We start from the raw sequence: 15,252 nt of genomic DNA, 5'->3' as shown, positions 1-15,252 counted from the left end.
ATTCCATTGTTATCGGTCGGTGTTACAAATCCACGGGAGGCAACGCACTCGGAGTCGACGAGTTGCGTACCGGAAAGATTTTCTTTTCTTGCAGATTCATCAGCGGACCGGTCATCAGCGTCGTGACGATGGTCATGACCACCAGGGCGGTAAACAGCTCGCTGCCGATGATGCCCATGTCCAGGCCGATCTTGAGCACGACCAGTTCCATCAGGCCGCGGGTGTTCATCAGTGCACCGATGCTCAGCGACGTCGACCAGGAGCAACCCACAAGCCGAGCGCCCAGCGCGCTGCCGAATATCTTCGCAGTGACAGCCACGAGCAGGATCACCAGCAGCACCCAGGCCCCAAGCCCGGTGAACGCCGACGAGGTGGTGCTCAAGCCGGCCAGGGCAAAGAAACAGGGCATCAGTATGATCAGCGATACGTGCTCCAGCCGTTCGATGATCATGTCCAGCAAACGCTGGTCACGCGGCAAGCACAGGCCGAACAGGAAGGCACCAAATACGGCGTGCACTTGCAGCGCGTGGGTCAGGCTGCCATAGATCATCACACCAGCCAGCAACGCCACGAGCACCATCGGTTGCGCAAGCTTTCCTTCGGCGGCGAGCCAACGGTTCAAGAGGGGCTTGAGCACCAGGAACGAAAAGGCCACCAGCAGTAACAGGCAACCACCCCGGACGACCAGGGCCATCCAGTCACTGTCCTGACCGTTCACCATCGCGACAGCGGCAATCAACATCCAGGCGACCACATCGCTCATGGCGGCGGCCAGCAAGGCGATCGCACCGGTCTGCGTACCGAGCATGCCGCGTTCCTTGAGGATCCGCGCCAGTACCGGAAAAGCGGTGACGGAAAACACGGTGCCTATGAACAAGACAAAGGCCAACCGAGACGTCCCGGTGCTGGCGAAATGTTCGTACAGCCAGGGAGCTATCGCGGCGCCGAGGGAAAAAGGGATGACAATGCTGAAGGCGCCGATGACCATGGCATGGAAGCCGGTCTTGCTCTGTTTCAATGGGAAACGAAACTCGGCACCAATGACGAACATGAACAACAATATGCCCAACTCGCTCAGGACTTTGAGCTGGGTGATAGCGCTGCTATCGAATAGTTGCTGATGGAAGGCGGGAAACAACTGGCCCAGTACAACGGGGCCCAACATGAAACCGGCAATCATTTCTCCAACAACCTGTGGCTGCCCCAAGCGATTGAACGCAGCACCCAGGAGTTTTGCTGACAACATGACAAACACTATCTGGATCAGCAACATAGTCCTTTCCCTTACAACGTCCAGGTTAATCCGGTTACAACTCACAACTCCTTCAACGCCGTTATCCGTTAACAGCGTCCGTAACAGAACCCAATAAGATGCGCACACTTGGCCTATCCGTACGAATCGAATTCTGTTGAAGCAGGAATAAATCTGGAAGTGACAATCCTCTACCGGTGCGATGGGGTGGGGTACCGGTAATGCGGCGATCACCTTTGTGGGGTGCAGCCGTCTTGGTTTTCCTGATTGCCTGGCAGCGATTGTAGGGGCAGGGGACTGTCCGCTACAGTGCAGCAGACGACAATAAACGGTGAATTTACGCCAAATGAATGCTCTTCCTGGAACAGTGGCCATCCTCGTCTATGAGGGCCTTTGCGTATTCGAATTCGGCATCGCCCTCGAGATCTTCGGGCTACCCCGCCCAGAACTGGACGTCCCTTGGTATACCCACCGCATCGTTGCCGTCGACGAGGGGCCGATGCGTGCGCTGGGAGGATTGCAAATCTCCGTCGACGCGGGTCTGGAAGAGCTTGAAACCGCACAGACCATCATCGTCCCCGGTTGGCGCAACCGTTATGAGCGGCCCCCCGAAGCGCTATTGCAAGCCCTTGCAAGAGCTCATGCCCGCGGCGCACGCCTGCTGTCCATCTGCTCGGGGGTGTTCGTGCTCGCCGCCACAGGGCTGCTCGATGGAGAAACCGCTACCACGCATTGGCAATTTTCCAAGGAGCTGGCCGAACGATTCCCCAACATCAAGGTTGACCCTAATGTGCTCTACGTCGATTCCGGCCAGGTGATCACCTCAGCCGGAAGTGCCGCCGGTATCGACGCCTGCCTGCATTTGATCGCTCGTGATTTCGGCACGCACATCGCCAACTCGGTGGCCCGACGCTTGGTAATGGCGCCACAGAGAACCGGCGGCCAGTCGCAATTCATCGTCGCCCCGGTGTGCAAGTCACCACGCAACGAGCTGACGCGCGTGTTGCAATGGATCCGCGAGCACCTGGACCAACCGTTGAGCGTGGCTGACATGGCGGCTCGCGTGGCCATGAGCGAACGAACCTTTTTGAGGCGTTTCATTGAAACCACGGGACTGTCGCCCAAGGCCTGGCTTCAGCAGGAACGACTGAACCGCGCTCGCGAGCTGCTGGAAAGCACCGATCAAAACACCGCCGGTATCGCACACGCCTGTGGGTATCGGTCAGTGGAAAGTTTCCGCGCAGCCTTTCGCAACGCGGTGGGCCTGGCTCCCTCGGCCTACCGTGAGAGATTTGGCAGCGATGAAATCAGCAAGCAAGCGGCCTGGGCAGCCAACTGCTAATCCAGCAACCGATGCAACTTGGCGTACTGCAACAACATGATGGTCTTGCCGTCACAGATTTCGCCGGTCTCGATCATGCCCAGGGCCTGGTCGAGCGGCATCTCCAGCACTTCGATCTCTTCCCCTTCGGCCTCAAGCCCGCCACCTTCGTGCTGCTTGTCTTCGTCGAAGTATTCACCGACAAAAAAATGGATCCGCTCGGTCACCGAGCCCGGGCTCATGAACGCCTCGAATACCTTGCGCACGTCTTGGACGACATAGCCGGTTTCTTCCTGGGTTTCCTTGCGGATGCAGGTCTGCGGATCATCGTTGTCCAGCAGGCCGGCGCAGGTTTCGATCAACAGGCCGTCGTGCCCGTTGACGAACGCCGGGAAGCGGAATTGCCGGGTCAACACCACGGTCTGCTTGGCTTTGCTGTAAAGCAGGATGGTGGCGCCGTTGCCGCGGTCATAGGTCTCGCGGGTCAGCTCGCGCCATTGGCCGTTGCGGCCGAGGTAGTCATAAGTGGTCTTGCGCAGGATGTACCAATTGTCCGAGAGGACCTCGACCTGCTTGATACGTACGCGGTCCTTGATGCTGCTTGCCTGGGTCATTTTCCACTCCGTTCGAGACCAAAGCCCCTATTTAAACCTATTACAACGATACCGGAACGCGAGGCAGTGCTCGCTTGTGGGCTGTCTTGAGGTAAGCGCGGTCAATGATTTGTCGCGCTTTGGGCGACACCTCTTCGCCCATCAGGTACGCATCGATTTCCTCGTAGCTGCAGCCATACGCCACTTCATCCAACTTACCGGGCGCCAGGTCTTCCAAATCAGCGGTCGGCGCCTTGCGCACCAGGTGCGCCGGGGCGCCCATCGCGTCGGCCAGCAGTCTCACCTGGGTCTTGGTCAGCCCGGACAGCGGTGCCAGGTCGCATGCGCCGTCGCCAAACTTGGTAAAAAAGCCCATCACCGCCTCCGCCCCATGATCGGTGCCGACCACCAATCCGGTGCTCAGATTGGCAATGGCGTATTGCGCCAGCATCCGGGCGCGGGCCTTGGCGTTGCCTTTGGCAAAGTCGGTGAGTTCGGCCGAAGGCTGCAAGCCATCGATGGCAATGCTGCCCATCAAGCTGTCAACGCACGCGGCAATATTGCTGATGGTGATCAAGTCCGGCCGGATGAAGTCCAGGGACGCCTGGGCGTCCTGCTCGTCAGCCTGGGCCTTGTACGGTAGCCGGACGGCGATGAATCGCGCCGCGTAGTCTTCATTGCGCAGTTGCTCCACCGCCAATTGGCATAGGCGGCCGGCGGTGAGCGAGTCGACGCCGCCACTGATCCCCAGGACCAGGGACTGGCAACCGGATTCTCGCAGGACCTGCTTGATGAACTCGACGCGGCGGGCGATCTCGCTGGCTTCGCCGCCCTGAGTGAGTTGACGGTCGATGCCCAGTTCCTGGGCAATGCGTTCTTGCAGGAACGATGTCATATCAAGCTCCCAACTGTGGATTGATCAGGGCAACGTTGAACACTTGGGCGGCGTACCGCAGAAACGAGGCATCCTCGCAGACGTTCTTGATCGGATCATCGGAGAACTTCACCACCGGCTCGCCGTGGACCCGCACCAGCTTCATGACGATGCTCAGCGGTTCGACACCGTCGACATCGCAGGCCAGGCTGGTGCCCATGCCAAAACCGAACTTGGCGTTGCCGCGAACGTGACGCAGGATCGGCAGGCATTTTTCGAAATTGAGGCCATCGGAAAACATCAGGTCCTTGGTTCGCGGGTCGATACCCAGTTCCTGGTAACGCCCCAGCACCTTGTCAGCCCAGACGATCGGGTCACCGGAATCCTGGCGCAGGCCGTCATAGAGCTTGGCAAAATACAGGTCGAAATCCTTGAGGAAAAAGTCGGTGCTGATGCAGTCCGTCAGGGCGATACCGAGGCGGCCGCGATACTCGTGCACCCAGTTTTCCAACGCCGCGTTCTGGCTCTCGCGCAAGCGTCCGAGTTGCTGGTGCACCATCAGCCACTGGTGAGCCATGGTGCCGATCAGGGGCAGATCGAATTCGTAAGCCAAGTGCGCGTTACTGGTGCCGACAAAGACCCCAGGAAAATCGCTGCGCATGACATTTACCACTTCCCGCTGGGCCCGGAACGACAGCCGACGACGGGTGGAAAAGTCTGAAACGCGAAACTCGGCGAGTTCTTCACGGCTGGCATTTTTCTCCAGCCATTCGAATTTCTGGTACAGCTTGCGGGTGACGTCGGCCAACTCGACTTCGGGATACTTCTCACGATTGCGCAGTTCGCTGACCATCGCCAATACCGGCTGCTCGAACATGATGCAGTGCAGCATCGGACCACGGACGCGGATGTGCAGTTGGCCGTCGACCTCCGAAACGTGGATGTAGCGCAGATTGAAGCGAAACAGCCCGAGAAACTGTTCGAAGTCCGGTGTCAGGTACTCACGGAAACGCTTGTTGAACAGAAACCGCTGCTCCCCCTCGCGCAGTTGCAACCCGGCGAGTTTCTCCAGTTCGACACGAATATCCGGGATCAGGTGACCGAGCCGCTCCTTGGAGCGGACGATGAACTGGTATTCCACCTCGACATTCGGGTGCTGGTGCAAGACCGCCTGCATCATGGTGAAGGTGTAGTAGTCGGTGTCCAGAAGACTCTGGATGGTGCCGCTGGTTGTATCGAATGCACTGTCCATGTCTCTTCCTTATGCGTTTGCCTGGCGGAGGGTTTCTTCGCGCGTCGCGGCCACCGCGATGCCTGCTTGATGCATGTCCTGGATGGCTTGAATGGCGCCCTCCTCACTGATGGCCCGGCAGGCCGGGAGGTGAACGATCACCTTGAAGCCAGCGGCGGCCAGTTGCAGGGCGGTGGTCTTGACGCAGAAATCCAGCGCCAGCCCGCCGACTATGACTTGCTCCACACGCTGGGCCTTGAGGTACTCGATCACCCCGGTGGACAACTTGCCGTGCAGGTCGTGGTAGCAGGCGCCGTACGGGTGCAAATCCGGCTCTACCCCCTTCCAGACGAAATAGTCGTAGTCATATGGCGTCGGCAGTTGATCCAGCAGGGCGAAACCCTCAGTACCGGGAACGCAGTGGCTGACCCAAGTGATGTCGGCGTGCTCGAGCCCGGTTGGCACGAACATCTGTGCGTGATCGGCGACCACCCATGGGGCCAGGGGCGAATGGGCGTCCTTGCTGCCGACGCGGAGGCTGGCCAGGGACGCGATGAAATTCAGCTCACCGGCAATCTGGTCACCGCCCGGCACCGGAAGCTCGTCAGGGCACAGCGGTGTGAAGCTCTTTTGCGCATCGACATCGAAGGAAGCGGTTTTCCGGATCAGGCTGTTCATGCTGGGTTTCTCCTCTTCATGGTCACGAGAGTATATGTGATGTACTTTCATGACAAGCCAGGCACGAAAAATATTTTTGGCCAAGCTTCCATGCTTAAGCAAAGCAACTAGAAGAATCAGGTTTACATAAAAAGGATTTTGCCTATAGAGTACATGTCATGTACCAATCGAGGATAAGCCATGTTCGAGATTGCCCTGTATGGCGGCGCCTTCAATCCCCCTCATGCCGGCCACGCTCAAGTAATGATCGAGGCCTCACGCTTTGCCAGACGCGTGCTGGTGGTCCCCAGCTTCCGGCATCCCCACGGCAAGCAAATGGTCAACTACGAGGTTCGCCTGAACTGGCTGGAGTCGATCGTCGAAAAGGTGCAACCACTGTGCCGCGCCGAAGTGCGCGCAAGCCGGGTGGAACAGGTCGTGGCCCGTGGCGTTGAAGGCGCCATCTACAGCTACACCCTGCTCGCCCACCTCGCCGACAGCCTGGCTCTGGACGGCAAGCGGATCGCGTTGGTGGTGGGCCAGGATGTCGCCGATTTGCTGCCGACGTTCTATCGAGGTGAGGAATTGCTGGAGCGCTTTTCCATTCTTCGCGTGGAGGAAAAGATCCACGTGCGCAGCACGGTGGTTCGCGAACGACTGGCCTTGGGCAAGCCGCTGCCCACCCACTGGATGGCTCCGGGCATGAACCCGCTAAACTATGACCTTTACGCTACCCACGGAAATCGACATGCCCACTAGCCCAGCCGCCGCGCGCGGTTATCTGCACACCATCGACCTTTGTGTGCTGCGCTTCTGCCGGGAGACCCAGGCGCTGGAAATCCTCCTGAACCGACGGGAAGCCGAGCCGTTCGCCGGCCATTGGGCGTTGCCCGGGATCGTGGTCAATGGGGACGTCGAAGATCTCACGCTGAACGACGCTGTGGAGCGCCTGCGCAATTCAAGCAAGGTCGGCATGCCGCTGGCCTGGATCGAACAGGTCGGCACCGTCGGCGACGCGTTCCGCGATCCGCGCTGCTGGTCGTCCTCGACGTTCTACCTGGCGATTCTCAGCGACACGGTCCAGCTCGCCGAACACCAGGGATTCTTTCCCCTCAAGGATGTCGCAGACGCCTCGATCAAACTCCCTTTCGACCACAACAGCCTGGTGGCGGCGGTCCAGGAACGGTTGCTGTCCAAAGCCCTCTACAGCAGCCTGCCGTTGATGTTCCTGGGCCCGGAATTCAGCGCGCCGGAAGCGGTGGATATTTTCTCCGTGGTACTCGGTCGTCCGGTGCTCAAGACCAGCATGCGCCAGCGTCTGCTGAAAATGACCGAGGCGGGTTATCTGCAGGAAACCGGCCGCAAAAAAGCCGGCGAAGGCGGCCGCCCGCAACGCACGGTGGAGAATCTCAAGCCGGCCAGCGTTTACCTTTTTGACCGGTGTTTTCTGGAGTAGCGCTTAGCGCGCAAGCGTGAATACTGCGCCAGTTTCTTCGTGGTTTGCGTTGCTGCTGATCCACAGCAGCATATGAAACTATTTTTTAATAATTGCGGGAATAATCGAGAAATACCTTCAGTCACTCCAGCCCGGCAGTAAAGACCTTACCCGGATTCATCAGCCCCGCCGGGTCCAGCGTGCGCTTGATAGCACGCATCAACTCGATCTCCAGCGGGTCCTTGAAGCGAACCGCCGCCTCAGGCTTGGCTTGCCCAAGGCCATGCTCGGCGCTGATGCTGCCGTTGAAGGTGCTCGTCATCCGGTAGATGACCTGCATGATCGCCTGTTCCCGCGCCTTGAACGAGGCGTCCGCGTCGCCGATCGGCTTGCTGATGTTGTAGTGCAGATTGCCGTCGCCCATGTGGCCATAAGAAACGATGCGCACGCCCGGAAAGTCCTGTTGCAGCGCGCGGTCGGTGCGCTCGATGAACTCCGGTATGCGGCTCACGGGCACGCTGATGTCATGCTTGAGGCTGGGGCCTTCATGGTTCTGTGCTTCGGAAATGCCTTCGCGCAGCGCCCACAGCGCCGCGGCCTGTGCCTGGCTGCCGGCCAATACCGCGTCGATGACCCAACCAAGCTCGAAAGCATGGGCCAGGCCATTTTCCAGCAACGGAGCCAAGGAGGCGTCGGGGACCGTGTCGCGCAGTTCAATCAAGGCGTACCAAGGATGTTTCGCTTCCAGAGGGTCAGTGCAGCCGGCCACATGGTCCAGGACGAAATCCAGGCTCTGGCGCGACATCATCTCGAAGCCTGTCAGGCGATCAGCGCACAGGCTGCGCACATGGCCGATCAAGTCCACCGCCGCTTGAGGCGAAGGCAGCGCGACCCAGGCGGTCGCCGTGCTGTGGGTCGCCGGGAACAATTTCAATACCGCAGCGGTGATGATACCCAGCGTGCCCTCCGAGCCAATGAACAAATGCTTGAGATCGTAGCCGGTGTTGTCTTTGCGCAAGCCCCGCAAACCGTTCCAGACGCGACCGTCCGGCAGCACCACTTCCAGGCCTAGGGTCAGCTCACGCATGTTGCCGTAACGCAGCACAGCCGTGCCGCCGGCGTTGGTCGCCAGATTGCCGCCCACCGTGCAACTGCCCTCCGCCCCCAACGACAGCGGAAACAAACGTCCGGCCTGGCTGGCGGCGTCCTGTAGCTGCCGCAGGATCACCCCCGCCTCTACCGTAATGGTTTCATTGGCCAGGTCGATGTCGCGGATGCGCTTCATCCGGGTCAAGGACAACACCACTTGGTTGCCAGAGGCATCGGGGATCGAGCCGCCACATAGCCCGGTGTTGCCGCCCTGCGGTACCAAGGCAATCTGGGCGTCGTGGCAGATCCGAACAACCTCGGCCACTTCTTCGGTGGTGGCCGGGCGCACCACCAAGGCGGCCTGGCCTTGATAGGCGTTACGCCAGTCCGTCAGATAGCCTTGCATCAGCTGGGGGTCGCGCACCCATCCTGCCTGCCCGACCACCCGCTCGATGCGCTGGAACACTTCATCGTTCAACGAAGACATCCCTCTCTCCTCAACCGTTACAGAAGCCGCCCGAACCCTGGCTGGCCGGGCGTCCAGCTCGCTCACTGACAGCCCAAGGCCAAGGCTGCAACACGGGCGCGCGTTGCAGCAGCCAATGCGGTGGGCTAGCTGCGCATCAGTTCAATCGCAGCACTCTTGCGGTTGCGAATGACCGTCACCAGATGCCAGGAAATGGACGCGGCGGCCAGGATGAGGAAGCCCGCCGAGATGGGGTTGGTCAGGAAGCCGCCGAAGTTGCCATCGGACAGCATCAGGCCTCGGCGCAAGTTGGTTTCAGCCATCGGGCCGAGAATGAAACCGATGATGAACGGTGCGATCGGCAGACCGCTTTTGACGAACCCATACCCCAGCAAGCCAAACAGCAGCACCGCCCAGACATCGAAGATCCGGCTGTTCAGGCCAAAGGCGCCGACCACGCAAAGCACCAGGATAATTGGCAGCAAGATGTGCTTGGGCACCGCGAGCAACTTGATGAACATGCGCAGGCCGTAGAACTCCAGCACCAGCATCAGCACGGAAGCGAGGATCAGCGCGGCGAAGATCGTGTAGACCAGTGGCGCCTGGCTGATGAACAGCAGGGGGCCGGGCTGGATGCCGTGGATCATGAAGCCACCGAGCATGACCGCCGTGGTGGTATCGCCGGGAATGCCGAGCGTCAGCAGAGGAATCATCGCGCCGCCGATGCCAGCGTTGTTTGCCGTCTCGCTGGCGACCACGCCGTCGATCTTGCCTTTGCCGAACTCCTCCGGTGTCTTGGAGCGTTTCTTCGCCACGATGTAAGAGACGATATTCGACGTACCGGCACCGATGCCAGGCAAGATGCCGATGCCCAGGCCAATCAACGAAGAACGGGTGGCATTGGGCAACTGGCCGACAAATTCCTTCATCGAGAAACCAAAGCCTTTCACGCCTTTCATGCTGACGTGCTGGGGTTTGGCCCGGTGGCTCAGGCGTGCGCTCTCAGCGAACTTCAATACTTCGGCGACGGCGAACATACCGATCATCACCGTCAGCATGGCGAAGCCGCCGTTGAGGCTTGGCAGGTCAAAGGTAAAACGGCGGATCGCTTCGACCGGGGCGATACCCACGGTGGAGAAGGCAAAACCCAGGGCACCGGCAAACAAGCCTTTGACCAGCGAGCCGGTGGACAACGTAGCGATCAACGTCAGCGAGAAAATCGCGATGGAGAAGTATTCGTGCGGACCGAAGCTCAGGGCCAGTTCCGCCAGGATCGGGGCGATGAACATCAGCGCGGCGATACTGAAGATCGTGCCGAGGAACGAGAACACCACGCCAATCCCAAGGGCCTTGACGCCATGGCCTTGTTTCATCAGCGGCCAGCCATCGAACGTCGTCGCGATGGAGGCCGGCGTACCCGGTATGTTGAGCAATATCGCCGATATCAGCCCTCCCGAGGTCGCGCCGACGAACAGCGCCACCAGCAGTGCCAGGCCAGTACCAGGCCCCATCGAGTAAGTCAGCGGTAGAAACAGAGCGATCGCCATCGTGGCCGAAAGTCCAGGTATCGCACCAAAGATAATCCCTACCACTACGCCGAGGGTGATTATCAGGAAAGCGTAGGGTGTAAGTACGGCTGCGAAGCCTGTCTGCATGAGTTCAATCATGGCCGTCCCCTAGAAATCCAATAGGCCGACCGGCAGGAGCAAGTCGAAACCATGGCGAAAGATGTAAAAGATCAGGACCGCCGAGACGATTGCGATCAGCGCGTATTGCAAGTGCTTGACCTTCTGTTCCCCGGGAGTCAGCACGATGAACTGGGCATACAGATAAAGCACAGTCGTGATCACGAAACCCACCGGCTCCATCAGCGCCGTGTAAAGCAGCACCAATGCCAGGGTTTTGAACACGGTTGGGTAATCAATCGCCTCTGGCTTTTCTGCGGGTTCGGCGCGTTTATCCGGCAGCTTTCGCCACATCCACAATTGCAATGCGCCCAACAGGCACAACGAGACGGCGAGCACCCAAGGCACAAACGCGGCATCGATCGTTCCACGACGCGGCAGGTTCATGGTCAGGACCAGATACGCCACGCCGGCGCCGAGCATGGCCAGGCCGGCGATCAGCTCGTTTCTTTTGTAGGAATCCATACAGGCTCCTTTAGCGGGTAAGGACGGGGTTCGGACGCTTGCCTGCGCGGCACGCGCCCGAACCGTTACGCAAAATTATTTGGCTTTACGCATCTCGTCCTTGAACTGCATGAAGTTGTCGCGGGTTTTGTTCAACGTGGCGATGGCTTCTTCAGTGCCCTGGAAGCTGACCGGCTGCTTGAACGACTTCTTCAGCTCCTCGGCGTATTCCGGCTCTTCGGTGATTTTTTTCATGGTATCGGCCATTTTCTTGACGATGGCCGGGTCGGTGCCTTTCGGGAAAGCGACGACGTAAGGCTTGTCCAGGACCAGGTCGACGCCTTGCTCCTTGAAGGTCTTGACGTCGCCCAGCAGCGCGTTGCGTTCGGCGTTGGGCTGGCCCAGGGCGCTCATCTTGCCGCTGGAAATGTAGTCCTGGACCGAGCCGTAGCTGATGGCGCCCAGATCGATGCGCTTGCCCAGCAAGGCGACGATTTTTTCGGACACGGTGCCGCTGTCGACCATTTTCAGTTTCACCCCGGCGAGCTTCTCGAACATCAAGCCTTGCAGGTGCGAGAAGTTGCCCATCTCGGTGCCGTAGGTAATGGTGCCGGGCTTGGCCTTGGCCTTCTCGACCAATTGGTCGAGGGTGTCGATACCCGAGCTTTTCGCCGAGACGAACACCGCACCTTTGTCGACGCCGGCGATGCAGGAGATATCGAACGCATCGAAACGGTCTTCGGACAGCCCCGCGACCTCGTTGACGATCAATTGGCCGGTGTGAGTAAACAGAATGGTATTGCCGTCCGGCGCCGCGCTCTTGACCGCATCGGCGGCAATCGTCCCGCCCCCGCCGGCCATGTTGGTGACGACCATGGTCTTGCCGGTGACCTTGGTGAAGTACTTGGCCATCATCCGTGCGTTGAAATCGGTGTCACCGCCGGCGTTGGCGATCACCACCACTTGCACCGGACGGCTTGGCCAGTTGCTGGCGTCGGCGGCCATTGCGGTGCCGGCGGTGAGGCTCAGAAACGAGGCGATCAAAGAGGCGCAGAGTGTTTTCTTCATTATTGTTCTCCGGGTGCTGCCATTCATTGGGGGATTGAAGCTGAACGAGAAACGGACACGCCCGGTGGTAACGCCTGATGGGACAGGCGAAAGTGCTTGGGTGTGGAAAGCGAGGCGTTCGGTAGAAGCTGTGAGCCCGCTCGGGACTCCTCGGATAAGAAAGAAGGTACTCGGCGCACGGCGTTAAAGCGTGGGACCGGAGGACTGCATACTCTCTGGGTGGCAAATGCAGGAGACATGGCTGCACCTTTAGTTTTTATTATTTTATGTCATACGTTGTCGTATGACTGGATATCATCACCTCTACCCCATGTTGTCAACGCAGTTGTTCGGCGACTCACCGTGAATACGACGAACAGGGTTGAGTAAAAAGCTCGAATTCGTATTTCCTTGCTGATCCAAACGGCGAACCCGTTGAGTTGAGGCCATAAAAAAACCCCCTGGATTCAGGGGGTTAGTTCGATCAGTGGGCCAGGTTCCAACCGTCAGGTTGAGCGTCTGTGCCCGCGCGCGACGCCGTTATTCAACCGTTACCGATTTTGCCAGGTTACGCGGCTGGTCCACGTCGGTGCCCTTGAGCACAGCCACGTAGTAGGACAACAACTGCAGCGGGATCGTGTAAAGAATCGGCGACAGGATGTCGTGGATATGTGGCATGTGCACCACATGGGTTCCCTCGCCATTGGTCATGCCCGCCTTCTCGTCCGCGAAAACCACCAATTGGCCGCCACGGGCGCGCACTTCCTGCAGGTTGGACTTGAGCTTTTCCAACAGCTCGTTGTTCGGCGCCACGGTGACGACCGGCATGTCGTTATCCACAAGCGCGAGCGGGCCGTGCTTGAGTTCACCGGCCGGGTAGGCCTCGGCGTGAATGTAGGAGATTTCCTTGAGCTTCAACGCCCCTTCCATCGCCACTGGGAATTGCGCGCCACGGCCCAGGAACAGGGTGTGATTCTTCTCGGCGAACAGCTCGGCGATCTTCTCCACGGTGCTGTCCATCGCCAAGGCTTCGCCCAGGCGAGCCGGCAAGCGGCGCAGTTCTTCTACCAGCTTGGCCTCGACGCCCTCCGCCAGCGTGCCGCGTACCTGGCCCAGGGAAAGGGTCAGCAACAGCAGGCCCACCAATTGCGTGGTGAACGCCTTGGTCGACGCCACGCCAATCTCACGACCGGCCTGGGTCAGCAGCGTCAGGTCGGACTCACGCACCAGCGAGCTGATGCCGACATTGCAGATTGCGAGGCTGGCGAGGAAACCCAATTCCTTGGCGTTGCGCAGGGCAGCCAGGGTGTCGGCGGTTTCGCCGGACTGGGAAATGGTCACGAACAGGGTATCGGGCTGCACCACCACCTTGCGGTAGCGGAACTCACTGGCGACTTCGACCTGGCACGGGATACCCGCCAGTTCTTCGAGCCAGTAACGCGCGACCATGCCGGCGTGATAGCTGGTGCCGCAGGCAACGATCTGCACGTTGCGGACCTTGGCGAACAGCTCGGCAGCCTGCGGGCCGAAGGCCTGGACCAGCACTTGATCCTGGCTCAGGCGACCTTCGAGGGTGCGCTGCACAACGGCCGGCTGCTCATGGATTTCCTTGAGCATGTAATGGCGGAACTCGCCCTTGTCGGCGGCTTCGGCGCCGTCGCGGTACTGGACGGTTTCACGCTCGACGTTTTTGCCATTCAGGTCCCAGATCTGCACGCTGTCGCGGCGAATCTCGGCGATATCGCCTTCTTCCAAGTACATGAAGCGGTCAGTGACCTGGCGCAGCGCCAGTTGGTCGGAGGCCAGGAAGTTTTCGCCAAGGCCCAGGCCGATGACCAGCGGGCTGCCGCTGCGGGCCGCGACCAGGCGATCCGGTTGTTTTGCGCTGATCACCGCCAGGCCATAAGCACCATGGAGTTCCTTGACCGTGGCCTTGAGCGCCACGGCCAGGTCCGCCAGATCCTTGAGCTTGTGGGTGAGCAAATGGGCGATGACTTCGGTGTCGGTGTCCGAGGTGAACACATAGCCGAGCGCCTTGAGCTGTTCGCGCAAGGCTTCATAATTCTCGATGATGCCGTTGTGCACCACCGCTAGGTCGCCGGAAAAATGCGGATGGGCGTTACGCTCGCACGGCGCGCCATGGGTGGCCCAGCGGGTGTGGGCGATGCCCAGGCGACCGATCAACGGCTCGGCATCCAACGCTCGTTCCAGCTCACTCACCTTGCCCGGACGACGCACACGCTCGAGCGTCTCATCATTGGTGAACACCGCCACGCCGGCACTGTCGTAGCCGCGATATTCGAGACGCTTGAGGCCTTCAAGCAGGATGGCCGTGATGTTGCGTTCAGCAACGGCGCCGACAATTCCACACATGCTATTTCTCCTGGCTGACAGACGCGCAGATGACATTGATGCCGCGGGCCTGGATCTGATCGCGTGCCTCCACGGGCAGGCGATCATCGGTAATTAAGGTATGGACGCTGCTCCACGGCAGTTCCAGATTGGGGATCTTGCGGCCGATCTTGTCGGCCTCCACCATCACGATCACTTCGCGCGCGACCTCAGCCATTACACGGCTCAGGCCCAGCAGTTCGTTGAAGGTGGTTGTGCCGCGCGCCAGATCGATGCCGTCGGCACCGATGAACAACTGGTCGAAGTCATAGGAGCGCAGCACTTGCTCAGCGACTTGGCCTTGGAACGATTCCGAATGCGGATCCCAGGTGCCACCTGTCATCAGCAGCACCGGCTCGTGCTCCAGTTCGCTCAAGGCATTGGCGACATGCAGGGAATTGGTCATCACCACCAGCCCCGGCTGATTGCCAAGCTGAGGGATCATGGCGGCAGTGGTGCTGCCACTGTCGATGATGATGCGCGCATGCTCGCGGATCCGCTTGACCGCGGCCCGGGCGATGGCTTGTTTGTATTTGGACACGGTCTGGGCGCTATCGGCCACCAACTCCTGGGGCATCGGCACCGCGCCACCGTAGCGACGCAGCAGCAGGCCGTTGGTTTCCAGGGCGGCCAGATCCTTGCGAATCGTAACTTCGGAGGTTTCGAAGCGCTTGGCCAGTTCATCCACGCTGACTTCGCCCTGCTCCTGAAGCAAGGCGAGGATGTTGTGGCGACGCTGTGGTGTGTTGCGCTTTGACATGGCGGCT

The 15,252-nt window shown here is 59.8% G+C and carries 14 protein-coding genes; 3 read left to right on the top strand and 11 right to left on the bottom strand.

Annotated elements, in window-relative coordinates; genetic code table 11:
- Positions 1-22: 22 nt before the first annotated feature.
- On the bottom strand, positions 23-1,246 hold the full coding sequence (locus tag JMN22_RS00675) for a cation:proton antiporter domain-containing protein (RefSeq protein ID WP_236010285.1): 1,224 nt from the start codon (positions 1,244-1,246) through the stop codon (positions 23-25).
- Between the two features lie 352 nt (positions 1,247-1,598).
- Here JMN22_RS00675 and ftrA point away from each other — a divergent pair, with 352 nt between their 5' ends.
- A complete protein-coding gene (ftrA, locus tag JMN22_RS00670) occupies positions 1,599-2,594 on the top strand; it encodes a transcriptional regulator FtrA (protein ID WP_198796147.1) in 996 nt (331 codons plus the stop codon).
- On the opposite strand, the gene nudK is transcribed toward ftrA, so the two are convergent.
- Genes nudK through JMN22_RS00650 form a run of 4 tightly spaced genes read right to left on the bottom strand, consistent with a single transcriptional unit; the run spans position 2,591 to position 5,949 of the window.
- Positions 2,591-3,187 carry a GDP-mannose pyrophosphatase NudK gene (gene nudK, locus JMN22_RS00665; RefSeq protein WP_198796146.1) on the bottom strand — a complete coding sequence of 199 codons (597 nt, stop codon included), beginning with the start codon at positions 3,185-3,187 and terminating at the stop codon, positions 2,591-2,593. The two genes, ftrA and nudK, sit on opposite strands and share 4 nt — an antisense overlap.
- 40 nt (positions 3,188-3,227) lie before the next feature.
- The gene (gene nadE / locus JMN22_RS00660; RefSeq protein WP_198796145.1) at positions 3,228-4,061 is read right to left on the bottom strand and encodes an ammonia-dependent NAD(+) synthetase; all 834 of its coding nucleotides are present in this window, start codon (positions 4,059-4,061) and stop codon (positions 3,228-3,230) included.
- A gap of 1 nt (position 4,062) precedes the next feature.
- Positions 4,063-5,292, bottom strand: coding sequence for a nicotinate phosphoribosyltransferase (pncB, locus tag JMN22_RS00655; RefSeq protein WP_198796144.1), 1,230 nt, complete (start codon positions 5,290-5,292; stop codon positions 4,063-4,065).
- A 9-nt stretch (positions 5,293-5,301) separates the two neighbouring features.
- A complete protein-coding gene (locus JMN22_RS00650; protein ID WP_030139048.1) occupies positions 5,302-5,949 on the bottom strand; it encodes a nicotinamidase in 648 nt (215 codons plus the stop codon).
- 180 nt (positions 5,950-6,129) lie between these two features.
- Between JMN22_RS00650 and JMN22_RS00645 the strand changes: the two genes are divergently transcribed.
- Together JMN22_RS00645 and JMN22_RS00640 are read left to right on the top strand one after the other, a co-directional pair.
- Positions 6,130-6,687, top strand: coding sequence for an adenylyltransferase/cytidyltransferase family protein (locus JMN22_RS00645; RefSeq protein WP_030139047.1), 558 nt, complete (start codon positions 6,130-6,132; stop codon positions 6,685-6,687).
- Positions 6,677-7,384 (top strand): NUDIX hydrolase, encoded by a 708-nt coding sequence (locus tag JMN22_RS00640; protein WP_030139046.1) that lies wholly within the window; start codon positions 6,677-6,679, stop codon positions 7,382-7,384. The genes JMN22_RS00645 and JMN22_RS00640 overlap by 11 nt, the downstream gene beginning before the upstream one ends.
- A 121-nt stretch (positions 7,385-7,505) precedes the next feature.
- Here JMN22_RS00640 and JMN22_RS00635 read toward each other — a convergent pair whose 3' ends face one another.
- From JMN22_RS00635 to JMN22_RS00610, 6 genes are all read right to left on the bottom strand, one after another.
- The gene (locus JMN22_RS00635) at positions 7,506-8,939 is read right to left on the bottom strand and encodes an FAD-binding oxidoreductase (protein ID WP_198796143.1); all 1,434 of its coding nucleotides are present in this window, start codon (positions 8,937-8,939) and stop codon (positions 7,506-7,508) included.
- A 125-nt stretch (positions 8,940-9,064) separates the two neighbouring features.
- Positions 9,065-10,585 carry a tripartite tricarboxylate transporter permease gene (locus tag JMN22_RS00630; protein WP_198796142.1) on the bottom strand — a complete coding sequence of 507 codons (1,521 nt, stop codon included), beginning with the start codon at positions 10,583-10,585 and terminating at the stop codon, positions 9,065-9,067.
- Positions 10,586-10,594: 9 nt separating this feature from the next.
- Entirely contained in the window at positions 10,595-11,068 is a 474-nt protein-coding gene (locus JMN22_RS00625) for a tripartite tricarboxylate transporter TctB family protein (RefSeq protein WP_198796141.1), read from the bottom strand.
- A 75-nt stretch (positions 11,069-11,143) separates the two neighbouring features.
- On the bottom strand, positions 11,144-12,115 hold the full coding sequence (locus JMN22_RS00620; RefSeq protein WP_030139039.1) for a tripartite tricarboxylate transporter substrate binding protein: 972 nt from the start codon (positions 12,113-12,115) through the stop codon (positions 11,144-11,146).
- A 519-nt stretch (positions 12,116-12,634) separates the two neighbouring features.
- Complete coding sequence (gene glmS / locus JMN22_RS00615) at positions 12,635-14,467, bottom strand: glutamine--fructose-6-phosphate transaminase (isomerizing) (RefSeq protein ID WP_198796140.1); 1,833 nt, start codon at positions 14,465-14,467, stop codon at positions 12,635-12,637.
- A gap of 1 nt (position 14,468) precedes the next feature.
- The gene (locus JMN22_RS00610) at positions 14,469-15,245 is read right to left on the bottom strand and encodes a DeoR/GlpR family DNA-binding transcription regulator (protein ID WP_030139037.1); all 777 of its coding nucleotides are present in this window, start codon (positions 15,243-15,245) and stop codon (positions 14,469-14,471) included.
- Between the last annotated feature and the right edge of the window lie 7 nt (positions 15,246-15,252).

The organism is Pseudomonas sp. HB05 (assembly GCF_016756915.1).
Taxonomy (GTDB): Bacteria; Pseudomonadota; Gammaproteobacteria; order Pseudomonadales; family Pseudomonadaceae; genus Aquipseudomonas; species Aquipseudomonas alvandae.
This window is presented reverse-complemented; position numbering and strand designations above follow the sequence as displayed.

Bases quoted from the DNA above. Each gene is read 5' to 3' on its own strand.
- JMN22_RS00635 (WP_198796143.1), bottom strand. From the start codon at position 8,939: ATGTCTTCGTTGAACGATGAAGTGTTCCAGCGCATCGAGCGGGTGGTC.
- glmS (WP_198796140.1), bottom strand. From the start codon at position 14,467: ATGTGTGGAATTGTCGGCGCCGTTGCTGAACGCAACATCACGGCCATC.
- JMN22_RS00640 (WP_030139046.1), top strand. From the start codon at position 6,677: ATGCCCACTAGCCCAGCCGCCGCGCGCGGTTATCTGCACACCATCGAC.
- nadE (WP_198796145.1), bottom strand. From the start codon at position 4,061: ATGACATCGTTCCTGCAAGAACGCATTGCCCAGGAACTGGGCATCGAC.
- JMN22_RS00620 (WP_030139039.1), bottom strand. From the start codon at position 12,115: ATGAAGAAAACACTCTGCGCCTCTTTGATCGCCTCGTTTCTGAGCCTC.
- JMN22_RS00630 (WP_198796142.1), bottom strand. From the start codon at position 10,585: ATGATTGAACTCATGCAGACAGGCTTCGCAGCCGTACTTACACCCTAC.
- JMN22_RS00625 (WP_198796141.1), bottom strand. From the start codon at position 11,068: ATGGATTCCTACAAAAGAAACGAGCTGATCGCCGGCCTGGCCATGCTC.
- JMN22_RS00610 (WP_030139037.1), bottom strand. From the start codon at position 15,245: ATGTCAAAGCGCAACACACCACAGCGTCGCCACAACATCCTCGCCTTG.
- JMN22_RS00675 (WP_236010285.1), bottom strand. From the start codon at position 1,246: ATGTTGTCAGCAAAACTCCTGGGTGCTGCGTTCAATCGCTTGGGGCAG.
- nudK (WP_198796146.1), bottom strand. From the start codon at position 3,187: ATGACCCAGGCAAGCAGCATCAAGGACCGCGTACGTATCAAGCAGGTC.
- ftrA (WP_198796147.1), top strand. From the start codon at position 1,599: ATGAATGCTCTTCCTGGAACAGTGGCCATCCTCGTCTATGAGGGCCTT.
- pncB (WP_198796144.1), bottom strand. From the start codon at position 5,292: ATGGACAGTGCATTCGATACAACCAGCGGCACCATCCAGAGTCTTCTG.
- JMN22_RS00645 (WP_030139047.1), top strand. From the start codon at position 6,130: ATGTTCGAGATTGCCCTGTATGGCGGCGCCTTCAATCCCCCTCATGCC.
- JMN22_RS00650 (WP_030139048.1), bottom strand. From the start codon at position 5,949: ATGAACAGCCTGATCCGGAAAACCGCTTCCTTCGATGTCGATGCGCAA.